At 64.3% G+C, this 13,077-nt stretch carries 12 protein-coding genes; 7 read left to right on the top strand and 5 right to left on the bottom strand.

Going from position 1 to position 13,077, the window contains the following annotated elements:
• Nucleotides 1-94: 94 nt before the first annotated feature.
• On the top strand, nt 95-715 hold the full coding sequence (locus FNZ07_RS24135; protein ID WP_091013495.1) for a TetR/AcrR family transcriptional regulator: 621 nt from the start codon (nt 95-97) through the stop codon (nt 713-715).
• A gap of 44 nt (nt 716-759) precedes the next feature.
• Here the strand turns inward: FNZ07_RS24135 and FNZ07_RS24130 are convergent, their stop codons facing one another.
• From FNZ07_RS24130 to FNZ07_RS24110, 5 genes are all read right to left on the bottom strand, one after another.
• The gene (locus FNZ07_RS24130; RefSeq protein WP_091013491.1) at nt 760-1,008 is read right to left on the bottom strand and encodes a hypothetical protein; all 249 of its coding nucleotides are present in this window, start codon (nt 1,006-1,008) and stop codon (nt 760-762) included.
• A gap of 232 nt (nt 1,009-1,240) precedes the next feature.
• A complete protein-coding gene (locus FNZ07_RS24125) occupies nt 1,241-2,578 on the bottom strand; it encodes a C45 family autoproteolytic acyltransferase/hydolase (RefSeq protein WP_091014741.1) in 1,338 nt (445 codons plus the stop codon).
• A gap of 157 nt (nt 2,579-2,735) precedes the next feature.
• Nucleotides 2,736-4,472 (bottom strand): ClcB-like voltage-gated chloride channel protein, encoded by a 1,737-nt coding sequence (locus tag FNZ07_RS24120; RefSeq protein ID WP_091013487.1) that lies wholly within the window; start codon nt 4,470-4,472, stop codon nt 2,736-2,738.
• Nucleotides 4,473-4,638: 166 nt separating this feature from the next.
• Entirely contained in the window at nt 4,639-5,376 is a 738-nt protein-coding gene (locus FNZ07_RS24115; protein ID WP_091013483.1) for a glutathione S-transferase, read from the bottom strand.
• 159 nt (nt 5,377-5,535) lie between these two features.
• Entirely contained in the window at nt 5,536-6,636 is a 1,101-nt protein-coding gene (locus tag FNZ07_RS24110) for a YeiH family protein (protein ID WP_091013480.1), read from the bottom strand.
• Between the two features lie 120 nt (nt 6,637-6,756).
• On the opposite strand from FNZ07_RS24110, the gene FNZ07_RS24105 reads away from it, so the two are divergent.
• The 6 genes from FNZ07_RS24105 to FNZ07_RS24080 all read left to right on the top strand — a co-directional run bounded on the left by FNZ07_RS24105 (nt 6,757) and on the right by FNZ07_RS24080 (nt 13,052).
• The gene (locus tag FNZ07_RS24105; RefSeq protein ID WP_091013476.1) at nt 6,757-7,653 is read left to right on the top strand and encodes a LysR substrate-binding domain-containing protein; all 897 of its coding nucleotides are present in this window, start codon (nt 6,757-6,759) and stop codon (nt 7,651-7,653) included.
• A 132-nt stretch (nt 7,654-7,785) separates the two neighbouring features.
• On the top strand, nt 7,786-8,550 hold the full coding sequence (locus tag FNZ07_RS24100) for a TIM barrel protein (RefSeq protein ID WP_091013473.1): 765 nt from the start codon (nt 7,786-7,788) through the stop codon (nt 8,548-8,550).
• Nucleotides 8,551-8,641: 91 nt separating this feature from the next.
• Nucleotides 8,642-9,646: a sugar kinase gene (locus FNZ07_RS24095; RefSeq protein WP_091014740.1), complete on the top strand. Its 1,005-nt coding sequence runs from the start codon at nt 8,642-8,644 to the stop codon at nt 9,644-9,646.
• 114 nt (nt 9,647-9,760) lie between these two features.
• Nucleotides 9,761-11,047, top strand: a complete 1,287-nt coding sequence (locus FNZ07_RS24090; RefSeq protein ID WP_091013470.1) for an MFS transporter — start codon at nt 9,761-9,763, stop codon at nt 11,045-11,047.
• On the top strand, nt 11,047-12,021 hold the full coding sequence (locus FNZ07_RS24085; protein WP_091013466.1) for a 2-hydroxyacid dehydrogenase: 975 nt from the start codon (nt 11,047-11,049) through the stop codon (nt 12,019-12,021). The genes FNZ07_RS24090 and FNZ07_RS24085 overlap by 1 nt, the downstream gene beginning before the upstream one ends.
• Entirely contained in the window at nt 12,018-13,052 is a 1,035-nt protein-coding gene (locus FNZ07_RS24080) for a LacI family DNA-binding transcriptional regulator (RefSeq protein WP_091013460.1), read from the top strand. Before FNZ07_RS24085 ends, FNZ07_RS24080 begins: the two co-directional genes overlap by 4 nt.
• Nucleotides 13,053-13,077: the final 25 nt, after the last annotated feature.

The raw sequence follows: 13,077 nt of genomic DNA, 5'->3' as shown, positions 1-13,077 counted from the left end.
AGCCCTTGCCTAAAATGCTGACTCGCATTCTAATACATACCTGTATCTGAGTGTGCAAGTGAATCGAAATCCATTCGATGCTAGACTTCGGCCCATGAAACGAACCCGCCTTACCCGTGAGCAGAGCAAGGACCAGACGCGCCAGCGCCTGCTCGATGCTGCGCAAGCCATTTTTATGAAGAAGGGATTCACCGCGGCCAGCGTCGAGGACATCACGGCCGCGGCCGGCTATACGCGCGGTGCGTTCTATTCGAACTTCCGCAGCAAGCCGGAGCTGTTTCTCGAGCTGCTGCGGCGCGACCATGACCTGATGCAGACGGAGCTGGAGGATATCTTCGCGGGCGACAACACGCGCGAGGAAATGGAAACCCGTGTGCTGCGGTACTACAGCCGTCTGCCTCTCGATCAGAAATGTTTCCTGCTATGGGCCGAAGCCAAGCTGCTCGCAGCACGCGACGCGCGCTTTCGCGTGCGTTTCAACGCGTTCATGTATGAGAAGCGCGAACAGCTTGCGGCCTATATTCGCGAGTTTTCGGTGCAGACAGGTATCCCGCTGCCGTTGCCCGAGGAGCAACTGGCGCTGGGGCTGATGGCGCTGTGCGACGGTGTGCAATCGATGGTCACGACCGATCCGAAGAACGTCTCGGACGATATGATCCAGTCGGTGCTCGGTGAATTTTTTGGGCGGGTTGTGTTTGGGCGCGGCGCCGGCTGATTTGCCGGTGCCGGCCTGAAGCGTTGTGCGGCGAACGCCTGGTTTCAGGTTTGCAGATGCTCGTCGGGGGCGTCGAAGGCGTGGCTCAGATGGCGGGACTTCGGCAGCGCAATGGTTTCCCACTGCTGCGGTGCGCTTCCCGCGGCCGTTGAGCCGGCGGAAGCAGGGTTGGTGGACAGGCCATCCGCCCGGTCGGCAAGTGTAGCCTCCGTGCTGTCGCGTGCGGTATGCGCCGGCGCGGCAAAACACGAAGCAGACAGCAGCACCATGGTCATCAGCGTCGAGGTTTTCATCGCGCGACCTCCTTTCCTCATGCGGCGCAAGGGCCGCAGCAAGCGCCGTGCCATTTGCGCCGGCCGCGCAGACACGGACGCCGGGCGCGCAGTCGCTTCGCAGCGAGACGCGCTTTCTACCATCTTATACGGCAATTCTTGCAAGCGTCGGTGGTGGCGACGCACGGTTGCAACCAACCGGGGACGAACAAGCGTTAGTGCGAACGGTCGTGCGTTTTGAGGCTGCGAGCTCTCAGCGCTGCACGTCGAAGCGCGTCCACGGCCACGACGGCCGGTCGCGCATATAACCGTTGAGCCAGTTCCACTGCGGATGGCGTTTCATGAACGCCTGCGCATCGAATGGCCGCCCGCACGGGTGCCCCCAGCGCGCGTAGAACGCCATATCGCGCGCCATCTCGCTGTCGACTACCTTACCGTCGTTGGCTCCCCACGGATTGAACGGCCCGTGGTCCGAGCCGCCGAAGCGCGCGTCGTCCAGCTCGAGATGCCCGCAGACGGTTCGCGAGCACGGGTTATCGGCGCGATCGAGATAGACGTCGTGGTGATCGGCGATCATCTGCTTCGCGAGTTCGGTATCGATCTTGCCGTGATGCTGTTCTTCGAGTTGCATGAAGCGGAGGCGCCGCGCGCCGTTTTTGCGGACGTCCGTATAGTCGTCACCTTCGCCGATGCATTCCTGGTTGCGGATCTTCAGATCGGTGGCGGTGTTGTAGCCGCTGTAGAAGCCGTCCTTGGTGCTCTCGAAGCCCGAGTAATGCAGGCCGAGTTCATAGCGCGCGATCTCGCCGGTTTTCGCGTCGCCGAGCAGCCAGCTGTTCGCGTAGCCGCCGTTGTTGGCGAGCGCGAACATCTCGCACCATTCGGCGATGCTGTTCGCGTACTGGCTCGCGCGCCGCGACCGGTAGAACTCCGGAGCGCCCGCCGGGTTGTAGCCGACGAAGTTCGAGATCGTCGTTTCGGTCACCATCAGTCCGGCCGCAGTGACCCAGAAGTCCGTCAGGCTCGAGATGCAGCCGGGCAGCCCTTGCATCAGGATGCGGTGGCCCGACTCGGGGACGATGTCGAACACGACGTTGAACGCATCGCCGGCCGCGTAGCGATCCCATGAGTTGTGCGCCATCACGATGCGGCCGTCGCGCGTCGCGCTGCCGGTCGCAATGAACGCGCTGCAATGATGGCCGCGCCGGCCGCGCCATGGCTTCACGCCGAGCTGGGGCTGCGCCGCTGTCGCATGGGTCGGCCACCAGCTCTGCAACAGATCCATATAGCCGTTCCACGCGAGCACTTCCGCGAACGGCAGCTTCGCGCCGTCGGCGATGCCCTGGATTTCGTCGGTGAATTCGCGGTCGAGTTTCGGTGCGAACTGCGAGACCGCCGCCTCGACGAACGTGTCGAAGTCTTCGCCGGTGTCCCACTTCGCGAGGTAGCGCGCGGTGTGAACCGCGTTGCGAATCTCCGTGGCGAGCAACTGGCCGTGCTGTTCGCCGCGGTCATACGGCTCGCCTTCGAGGTGGACGAAAATCCAGCCGGCATGATCGCGGCGGGCGGCATCGATTGAGGGTTCGCTCATCTTCGCTCCGGTCGGCAACACAGACGCAACAAACAAGTAACGCGTGCTCACCACTGCGCATCGAAGCTCGGATGCACGGCGGCGGGGGATCGTTTCATTGTAGAAAATCTGCCGGCGCTTTGCCGGTACAGATGCATCGCGAGTGTCGCGCGATCGCTCAGCGGTGCGGATTCATCCTGAAGTACGCATCGAGCAGCGACGTCTTGTAGACAACTCCGGCAAGCAGCGGATGCTGCGCGCTTTCGATCACCGGCAGCCGTTCGCCCTGGAACGCCATGAAGTGCTGAAGCGCGACGCCGAGCGGCATGTCCGGCGTGAGCACGTCGAAGTGCGGTTGCAGGTAATCGGCGGCGGTGCGCGTCGAGGTCTCGCGTCGCTCGAGCAGATCCGAGGTGATGTCTTTCAGCGCCACGACGCCGAGAAAGCAGCCGGCCTCGTCGGTCACATACAGATACTTGACCGGGTACTCGAGAAACACGCGCGTCATTTCCTGCACCGTCGCACCCGGTTGCACGACGGTGTCCGGCGGTTTGATCAGTTCGCGCACCTGGGTCGCGCGCAGCCGCACACGCTCCTGTTCTTCGCGATTCCGATGCAGCGTGATTTCGTACATCGACGTCTTGGCGATCGCGCGCGAGACGAAGTACGCGACCACGCACGACAGCATCAGCGGCAGCACGACCTGGTAGCTGAGCGTCATTTCGAAGATCATCAGGATCGCCATCAGCGGCGCCTGGGTGGCGCCGGCGAGGAAGGCGCCCATGCCGACCATCGCGTAGGCGAACGGCGCGGACGTGCCGTGTGGCCACAGTGCGTGCATCGCCTGGCCGAACAGCGAGCCGAGCACGGCGCCGACGAAGAGCGTCGGTGTGAAGATCCCGCCTATCGCACCGGAGCCCGCAGTTGCCGCAGTGGCGACGAGCTTGAACACGAGCACCAACACGAGTGCGCTCCAGGTCCACGGCGAATGCAGGATCGCGTTGACGACGCTGTAGCCGTTGCCCCAGACGTCGGGCGTCCAGACCGACAGGATGCCGACCACGAGACCGCCGAGCGCAAGCTTCAGCGGTAACGGCAACGCAATGCGATGGAAGCCCGCCTTCGATACATCGAGTAGCCGCAGGAACTGCGGCGCCGCCGCGCCGCACAGCAGTCCGAGCGCGACGAACAGCAGCACTTCGACGCCGGTCACGGGCGGAAAGACCGGCATTTCGTAAGGCGGACGATAGCCGCCGAACTCACGCATCGTGATGTTCGCCACCACCGACGACACGACGACCGGCCCGAAGCTTTCCATGGCGATCGAGCCGAGCACGATTTCGGTGACGAAGAACGCGCCTGCAATCGGCGCGCTATAGGCCGCCGTGATGCCGGCCGCGGCGCCGCAGGCGACCAGCAGGCGCAGCCGCGGCGGGTCGAAGTGCACCCAGCGGCCGATCAGCGACGCAGCGAGCGCGGCAAGCTGGACCATCGGACCTTCGCGGCCGATCGATCCGCCGCTCGCGATCGTGAACAGCGACGACACGCTGCGCCACAGGCTGAGTCGCACCGGCACGACGCCGTCGCCGATCGCGACCGCTTCCATGTAATCGGTGTGATTGTTGCGTTCCGTCCCGCGCCGTGCGATCAGCAGGATGACGCCGGCGATGAGACCGCCCGCTGCGGGTAGCCAGATGCGCACGGTCCATGGCAAGCGGCGCGCCATTTCGACGAGGCCGCCACCCGATTCGCCGGAAATTGCGCGTTGCATGAGCGCGATGGCTTCGCGGAAGGCCATCGTCGCGAACGCTCCGGCCACGCCGACGACCACCGACCAGAGCAGCATCGTGTGCGCATCCGAGAGCCCGAACAGGCGTTGCGCGCGGGTGCGCAGTTTCAGCAGGAATGAGAGCACGGCGGGAGCGTGAGAAGCGTGAAACGTGAGTGGGTTGGCGCGAGCCGAAGGATAGCACCGCGCAAGGCGCGTAATGCGCGCGAGGGCGCCGTCGAGTATGCCCGGAGCGACATGACGTTCGCGCCGCTGCGTCCACTATGCGTGGTAGTTACGATACGACGGCGCACTAGCGCGCAGTTTTGTCGAGTTCTGGGTAGTGCCGGAAGACGCACGCTTCGTTGTGCGGAAGCCGCCGGTCGGAGGCGAGATAGGCGGCGATCCGCGGCCGCGCGATCACCCGGTCGTGCAGGGCGGCAAGCTTTGGATACTGCGTGCCGAAGCGCTTCGTCGCGCGCGGAAACGCGTACATCAATCCGTCGATCAACTGAAACATCGACAGGTCGACATACGTCAGCGCATCGCCGACCAGGAAGTCTTCGCTGGCGGGATTCTGTTTCATCACCCGCTCGAAGTAACGCATGAACTTCGGTATGCGGTGATCGATGAAATCGCTCGCCCGTACTTTCGCGGCGTCTTTCTGATCCTCGTAGTACAGGTTGCCCGCGAGCGGATGATGCGTATCGTGCGCTTCGGTGACCATGTCGGCGATGGTGAGCTGCAGGCCGTTCGCGACGTAGCGCAGGCCTTCGTCGCGCGGTGCCAGACCAAGCTTCGGACCAAGATAAAAGAGGATGTTCGCGGTCTGCGACACGATCAGCTCGCCGTCCTGCAGAAACGGCGGCGCGAACGGTGGATAAGCCTCGTCCTTGCTGCCGAGCCGCGCCATCATCGCGCCGGTGCCGAGCCCGGCTGCTTCGTCGCCGCGTGTCACTTCGACGTAGTCGGCGCCGGCTTCTTCCAGCGCGAGCCGCACGAATTCGCCGCGGCCCTGCAGGCCATCCCAGTAGTAGAGTCGGTAGGTCATCGATCGGTCCTTGCTCAGGCTGTGTGAGTACATCGGGCGAGCATGAAGTATGCCGCGCGCGCAGTGCATCGGCGCACACCGGTGCGCGTAAAAGCGCAGAAGCCCTGCCATCGGCAGGGCTGCGGGCGTGCCGGGCGAGGCCGGCCGCGGGGGGGCGGTTTACGCGAAGAGGCGCTCGACAGCCCATGTGATACCCAGTCCGCCGACTGTCAACCATACGTAGAGAATCAGTCCCGTGGTCAACGCACGCGGACCAGCCTGACGGATCTGCGAGATGCGCGTTTCGATGCCGAGAGCGGTCATGGCCATCGTCAGGGCGAAGGTGTCGAGCGTGTTGATCGTTTGTGTGGCCGGGGCAGGGAGAATGTGCAGCGAGTTGACGACGACCATCGCGAGGAAACCGAGGGCGAACCAGGGCACGGCCAGCTTGCGCGCCGCGTGGGTGCCGGGCTCGCTGTTGGCGCTGTTCGTGCTGTTCGCGCCGTTCAAGCCGCGAGCCGAGCGGTTCAGCCAGATACCGATGACCAGCAACACCGGCACGAGCAGCATGACCCGCGTCATCTTGACTATCGTTGCGACATGCGTGGCTTCCGGACTCACGTTGGCCGCGGCGCCGACCACCTGGGCGACTTCATGAATCGTGCCGCCGAAAAACAGCCCCGCACCGAGGGTATCGAGATGCAACCAGCCGGCCCGATAGAGGGCAGGGTAGAGAAACATCGACAGCGTACCGAACAGCACGACACTGCCAACCGCCATCGCACTCTTGTGCGGTTTGGACTGCAGCGTCGATTCGAAGGCGAGCACCGCGGCGGCGCCGCAGATCGCGCTGCCGGCGGCGGTAAGCAACGCTGTGTCGCGATCGAGCTTCATCAGCTTCATGCCGGCCCACGTGCCAATGACGAGCGTGCTGACGACGACCAGCACCGACTCCGTCAGACCCGGCAGTCCTACCTGGGCAATCTCCTGCAGACTGACTCGCAGACCGAAGAACGCAACGGCGATCCGCAGCAGCCTGCGTGCCGAGAAGTTGACACCGGCAGCCCAGCTGTCAGGCATACCGTCGCGCAACGCATTGCCGTAGATCGCACCGCCGACAATACCGACGATCAGCGGACTGAGCCCGAGTCCGGCGATCGCCGGCAGTTGCGCGATGCGCGTGACGGCTGCCGCGAACAGCGCGACGAACAGGATGCCGTTGAGGTGGCCGCGCGTCGACGAAGCGTTGCTGGGGACGGCGTGTACATGAGCGGTGGACATGGCAGATGGCCTTCGAATAGAGCGATTCCGACGCGATGGCCTAATCCTAGTTTGGATATATCGGTATGAGAAATCGTCATTTGCGACGTAAAATATCGGAAAATATGATATTTCTATCTCATGACCCCAGATCAGCTGATAACCTTCGCCGCCGTAGCCGAGCACCGCAACATCAGCCGTGCCGCCGAGGCATTGCATCTGTCGCAGCCGGCGGTGTCGGGACAGCTGCGTCTGTTGCAGGAGGAATTCGGCGAGCCGCTGTACCAGCGGGAAGGGCGTGGCGTGCGTCTGACGCCGACCGGCGAGCAACTCGCCACCTATGCCGCACACCTGCGCGACACCTGGCGGCAGGCTCACGCCTATCGCGACGCCTTGCGCGGCATGGAGCGCGGCACGCTGCGCATCGGGGCGAGCACGACGCCGGCCAGTTACCTGCTGCCCTATCTGATTGCTGATTTTCATCAGCGCTATCCCGACGTCACGCTGCATACTGCCGACGGCAATACCTCCGAGATCGTCGCAGCGCTCGCTTCGGTCGACATCGCGTTGATCGAAGGGCCGGTCGGCTCGGATCTGCCGCTCGATACCGCGGTTCACCCATGGCGCGAAGACGAGATCGTCGCGATCGTGCCGCGCTCACACCCGCTCGCGCAGGGGCCGCGCCAGGCGACGCTCGCCGAACTCGGTGCGTGGCCGCTGGTTCTGCGCGAGGCGGGGTCGGGCGTGCGTCAGGTCGTCGAGCGAGCTTTTGCGCGGGCAGCGGCGCCGATGCGCGTCGCGCTCGAAATCGCCGGGGTCGAGGGCGTGAAGGAGGCGGTGCGCGCGGGCATGGGCATCGGTTTCGTCTCGGCGATGTCGATGCGCCATGAGGGCACCGCGTTGTGTCTTGTTTCGCTGGCGCCGGAGCCGTGCACGCGCCGGTTCTCGATCCTGCTGCCGCACGCCAGCGCACCGTCGCGCGCCGCGCAGCGCTTTCTCGAACTGTGCATGGCGGAGCACGATCGATATGCCGGATAGGGGATTACCACGATGGCCTGCCATGCTGACGAGGCGCATCATTCGTCGCAACGAGCGCAACTGCGCTTTTTTTCAAAACGCTTTTGGAACCGGTTCCATTTGTGAAAAACGGTGCGAAAAGGGATTTTTGACATGGCTGAAGTCGTAATTGTCGCGAGCGCGTTCGGCGTGGATGCCGTGCGGCGCGACGGTCACCGGGCGTGGCTTGCGACTGCTTCGGAAGCTGGCGCGGCAGGGTTCGAAGTGCGTCGCGAGCTGTTTGCTTCGGAAGCCGACGCCGAGCCGCAGGCATTGCGCGCTCTGGGCGCGGCGATCGACGAACTCGGCATGTGGTCGGTCTATTCGACGCCCGCTGCGCTCTACACGCCGCACGGCGCGCTCGATGCGGCGGCGCTTGCGCTGGCCCTCGACGGAGCCCATGCGCTCGGTGCGCGCTTCGTCAAACTGCAACTGGGCGGCTTCGCCGGCGATGCGGCTGGCGACGCGCTGGCTGCATCGCTCGACGGAGCGCACACGCGTCTTGTCGTCGAGAACGGTCAGTTGAAGGAGGGCGGCACGCTGGCGCAATTCAGCGGGTTATTCGATGGGCTTGCCGGCAGCGGCCACGCAGGATTGATCGGCATGACCTTCGATATCGGCAACTGGCAATGGCCGGGCGAACAACCGGTTGAAGCCGCGCAACGACTGGCGCCGCATGTCGAGTATGTCCATTGCAAGGCAGTGAGAGGCGAGGGCGCAAGACGCTTCGCGGCCGCACCTACCGCCGACGATCCCGTCTTCGCCGCCGTACTGCCATTGTTGCCGCGCACCGTGCCGCGCGGCATCGAATTTCCATTCGACGCGAGCCGACTCGCGGCCGACGCGGCGCATTACGTCACGTGGCTCGCTGAGGCATAACGTACGCACTTGGGCACACAACCGAGCACACAACGAAGCAAAGCAGACAATGACGCAAACACCCGATACCCAGCACCCGCCGCGAGCCACCATGACCTCGACACTCGATATCGTCACCTACGGCGAAGCGATGGCAATGTTCGTCGCAACCGAGCCCGGCCCGCTCGCCGGTGTCGGCCAGTTCACGAAGCGGATCGCCGGCGCCGACCTGAACGTGGCGATCGGCCTGTCACGGCTCGGCTTCAAGGTCGGCTGGATGAGCCGCGTCGGCCGCGACTCGTTCGGCGAATACGTGCGCGAGACGTTGCGCCGCGAAGGCATCGATCAACGCTGCGTGACAACCGATGACCGCTTCCCGACCGCCTTCCAGCTCAAATCGAAGAACGACGACGGCAGCGATCCGAGCATCGAGTACTTTCGCAAGGGCTCGGCGGCGAGCCATCTGTCGATGGACGACTACGTCGCCGACTATGTGCTCGGCGCGCGCCATCTGCACCTGACCGGTGTCGCACCCGCCATCTCGGCGTCGTCGCGCGAACTCGCATTTCATCTGGCACACGAAATGCGCACCGCAGGCAAGACGATTTCGTTCGATCCGAACCTGCGTCCGACGCTCTGGCCGTCGCGCGCCGCGATGGTCGAAGCGCTGAACGCGCTGGCAGCGCTGGCCGACTGGGTGTTGCCGGGCATCGGTGAAGGCGAGATCCTGACCGGCTACACGAGCCCCGACGATATCGCCCGTTTCTATCTCGACCGCGGCGCACGCGGCGTGATCGTGAAGCTCGGCCCACAGGGCGCGTACTACCGCACAGCCGAACGCACCGGCACCGTTGCCGCGCAGCCGGTCGCGAATGTCGTCGATACCGTGGGCGCCGGCGATGGTTTCGCGGTCGGCGTGGTCAGCGCGTTGCTCGAAGGCCGGGCGCTGCCCGATGCGGTGGCGCGCGGCAACCGCATCGGCGGCCTGGCGATCCAGGTGATCGGCGATTCCGAGGGCCTGCCGACGCGAGCACAACTCGACGCGCTCGAACGCGAAGACGATCGGCACAACGGTAACGGGACGACGCCGGCAACGGCAGGGCGAGGCGCGGCCTGAATCGTATCGATTAGTCACATCGCTTAGCGGCATCGCTGAGTCTCGGCACTTTCGCGGCAGCGTCACGATACACGCGTCCACCGCACCCGGACTTCAGAACCAGGAGACAACCCCATGACCTCATCGCTCGCCGTGCGTCGCTGGTGGACGATCATGCCGATCGTGTTCATCACCTACAGCCTCGCGTATCTCGACCGCGCGAACTTTGGCTTTGCATCGGCGGCCGGTATCAACCAGGACCTCGGTATCGGCAAGGGACTCGCGTCGCTGATCGGTGCGCTGTTCTTCCTCGGTTACTTCTTCTTCCAGATTCCGGGCGCGATCTACGCGGAACGTCGCAGTGTGAAGAAGCTGGTGTTCTGGAGTCTGATCCTGTGGGGCGGCTGTGCGTCGTTGACGGGCGTCGTCAGCAATGTGCCGTCGCTGATGGTGATTCGTTTCCTGCTCGGTGTCGTCGAAGCGGCGGTGATGCCGGCGATGCTGATCTTTATCAGCAACTGGTTCACCAAACAGGAGCGTTCGCGCGCAAACACCTTCCTGATTCTGGGTAATCCAGTCACGGTGCTGTGGATGTCGGTCGTGTCCGGCTACCTCGTGCATTCGTTCGGCTGGCGGCACATGTTTATCGCCGAAGGTGCGCCGGCCGTGGTGTGGGCCGTGTGCTGGTGGTTCATCGTGAAGGACAAACCGGCGCAGGTGTCGTGGCTCACGCGTGCGGACAAGGACGCGCTTGACGCAGCGCTGCGCGCGGAACAGGCAGCCATCAAACCGGTGCGCAACTACGGTGAAGCGTTCCGTTCGCCGGCGGTGATCAAGTTGTGCGCGCAATATTTTTGCTGGAGCATCGGCGTCTACGGTTTCGTACTGTGGCTGCCATCGATCCTCAAGAACGGCTCGACACTCGGCATGGTCGAAACCGGCTGGCTGTCGGCATTGCCGTACCTGGCCGCGACGATAGCGATGCTCGTCGTGTCGTGGGCATCGGATAAACTCGATCGCCGCAAAGCCTTCGTCTGGCCGTTCCTGCTGATAGGCGCGGTCGCGTTTGCCGCGTCATATGCGCTGGGCACGACGCATTTCTGGCTCTCGTATGCGTTGCTGGTCATCGCGGGCGCTGCGATGTACGCGCCGTACGGGCCGTTCTTCGCGATCGTGCCGGAACTGCTGCCGAAGAATGTCGCGGGCGGCGCGATGGCGTTGATCAACAGTATGGGTGCGCTCGGTTCGTTCGTCGGTTCGTATGTGGTCGGGTATCTGAACGGCGCAACCGGCACACCGGCGGCATCGTATGCGTTCATGAGCGTCGCGCTCGTCGCGGCGGTAATCTTCACGCTGGCAGTGAAGCCGCAGAGCTCAGCGGCACGTACGCTCGCCACGCCTCTTCATGGGAAAGGAAGCTGATGAAAAAGATCGTTGCCTACAAACCGCTGCCCGACGATGTGCTCGCCTATCTGCAGGAACACCTCGAAGTCGTGCAGATCGACACGTCATCGCGCGATACGCACGACGCATTCGTTGCGGCACTGCGCGACGCCGATGGCGCGATCGGCGCGAGCGTGAAGATCGATTCGTCGATGCTCGAAGGTGCGACGCGGTTGAAAGCGCTGTCGACGATTTCAGTCGGCTTCGACAACTTCGATGTGGCCGATCTCACACGGCGCGGCATCCTGCTGGCAAACACACCTGACGTATTGACCGAATCGACCGCCGACACGGTGTTCTCGCTGATTCTCGCGACTGCCCGCCGGGTCGTTGAACTGGCCGACTGGGTGAAGGCCGGCCACTGGCAGCGCAGCATCGGCCCGGATCATTTCGGTGTCGACGTGCAGGGCAAGACGCTCGGCATCGTCGGTCTGGGGCGGATTGGCGGCGCGGTCGCTCGGCGCGCGGCGCTTGGCTTCAACATGCAGGTGCTGTACACGAACCGCAGCGCGAACCAGGCCGCCGAAGAAACGTACGGCGCGCGCCGCGTCGAACTGTCGGAGCTGCTGGCGGTGTCGGACTTCGTCTGCCTGCAGGTACCGCTCACGCCCGAGACGCATCATCTGATCGGCGCCGCGCAACTACGCGCAATGAAGAAGAGCGCGATCCTGATCAATGCATCGCGCGGTGCGACCGTCGACGAAGCCGCGCTGATCGATGCGCTCCAGGCGGGCACGATCCACGGCGCGGGGCTCGACGTATTTGCACATGAACCGCTCGCCGCAGATTCACCGCTCCTGAAACTGAACAACGTGGTCGCGCTGCCGCACATCGGCTCCGCGACCCACGAAACGCGCCACGCAATGGCGCGCTGCGCCGCCGAAAACCTGGTGGCGGCACTCGCCGGCACGCTAACACGCAACGTCGTGAACCGCGACGTGCTCGGCCGATGAGCGGATCGTCCGCTGGCCGGCAGAGGCCCGCGACGATCAGCGACGTCGCGCGCGAAGCCGGCACCGGCAAGACCAGCATCTCGCGCTATCTGAACGGCGAGATGAGCGTGCTGTCGGCCGATATGCGTACGCGCATCGCCGCGGCAATCGAGCGTCTCGACTATCAGCCGAACCAGATGGCACGCGGCCTGAAGCGCGGCCGCAACCGCCTGATCGGCATGCTACTCGCCGACCTGACGAATCCGTATTCGGTCGAAGTGCTGCAAGGTGTCGAGGCGGCGTGCAATGCGCTCGGCTACATGCCGCTGATCTGTCACGCGGCGAACGAAGTCGAGATGGAGCGGCGCTTCCTGCAGTTGCTCACGACGTACCGCGTCGAAGGCGTGATCGTCAATGCGCTCGGCGTGAGCGAGGAAACGCTGCAGCCGGTGGGCGGCGGTATTCCGGCGGTGCTTGTCGACCGGTTGGTGGAAGGGCTCGCTGCCGATATGGTCGGCCTCGACAATATCGATGCGGCGACCCGCGGCACGCAGCATCTGCTCGAGCGCGGCTTCACCGAGATCCGCTTCGTGGTCCAGCCGTACGAGCAGGTCAGTTCGCGGCGTCTGCGCGAGGCCGCTTTCCATGAAACGCTGGCTCGCTTCGCAGGTGAAGTACACGGCGAAACGGTCGTACTCGATCTCGCGAACGACGTGAGCGCCGAACGTACACTCGCCACGCTCGATCGCACAATCGATACCGCATCGGATCGCCTCGCGCTATTTGCGGCGAACGCGCCAGTCGCGCTACGCCTCGCGCTGCACCTGAACCAGCGGCTGGGTCCGCGCTGGACCGAGCGTGTCGCGCTGCTGTCCGTCGACGATCCGGAGTGGGCCGAACTCGCTGGCGTCACGGCGATTCGCCAGCCAACTTACGCGATCGGCTATCGCGCGGTCGAGTTCCTGCATGAACGGATCGAAGGCGGCAATGCGCCCGCGCGCGACTGCCTTTTGCCCGGCGAATTGATCGTGCGCGCCTCGACCGCGCGCTGATCTGCGATCATTCGGGTTGCGGCGC

Origin of the sequence: Paraburkholderia megapolitana, assembly GCF_007556815.1 — a bacterium.
GTDB lineage: Bacteria > Pseudomonadota > Gammaproteobacteria > Burkholderiales > Burkholderiaceae > Paraburkholderia > Paraburkholderia megapolitana.
This window is presented reverse-complemented; position numbering and strand designations above follow the sequence as displayed.

Excerpts from the sequence above, each read along its gene's own strand:
- FNZ07_RS24135 (WP_091013495.1), top strand. The coding sequence starts at position 95 with ATGAAACGAACCCGCCTTACCCGTGAGCAGAGCAAGGACCAGACGCGC.
- FNZ07_RS24130 (WP_091013491.1), bottom strand. The coding sequence starts at position 1,008 with ATGAAAACCTCGACGCTGATGACCATGGTGCTGCTGTCTGCTTCGTGT.
- FNZ07_RS24125 (WP_091014741.1), bottom strand. The coding sequence starts at position 2,578 with ATGAGCGAACCCTCAATCGATGCCGCCCGCCGCGATCATGCCGGCTGG.
- FNZ07_RS24115 (WP_091013483.1), bottom strand. The coding sequence starts at position 5,376 with ATGACCTACCGACTCTACTACTGGGATGGCCTGCAGGGCCGCGGCGAA.
- FNZ07_RS24110 (WP_091013480.1), bottom strand. The coding sequence starts at position 6,636 with ATGTCCACCGCTCATGTACACGCCGTCCCCAGCAACGCTTCGTCGACG.
- FNZ07_RS24105 (WP_091013476.1), top strand. The coding sequence starts at position 6,757 with ATGACCCCAGATCAGCTGATAACCTTCGCCGCCGTAGCCGAGCACCGC.
- FNZ07_RS24100 (WP_091013473.1), top strand. The coding sequence starts at position 7,786 with ATGGCTGAAGTCGTAATTGTCGCGAGCGCGTTCGGCGTGGATGCCGTG.
- FNZ07_RS24095 (WP_091014740.1), top strand. The coding sequence starts at position 8,642 with ATGACCTCGACACTCGATATCGTCACCTACGGCGAAGCGATGGCAATG.
- FNZ07_RS24090 (WP_091013470.1), top strand. The coding sequence starts at position 9,761 with ATGACCTCATCGCTCGCCGTGCGTCGCTGGTGGACGATCATGCCGATC.
- FNZ07_RS24085 (WP_091013466.1), top strand. The coding sequence starts at position 11,047 with ATGAAAAAGATCGTTGCCTACAAACCGCTGCCCGACGATGTGCTCGCC.
- FNZ07_RS24080 (WP_091013460.1), top strand. The coding sequence starts at position 12,018 with ATGAGCGGATCGTCCGCTGGCCGGCAGAGGCCCGCGACGATCAGCGAC.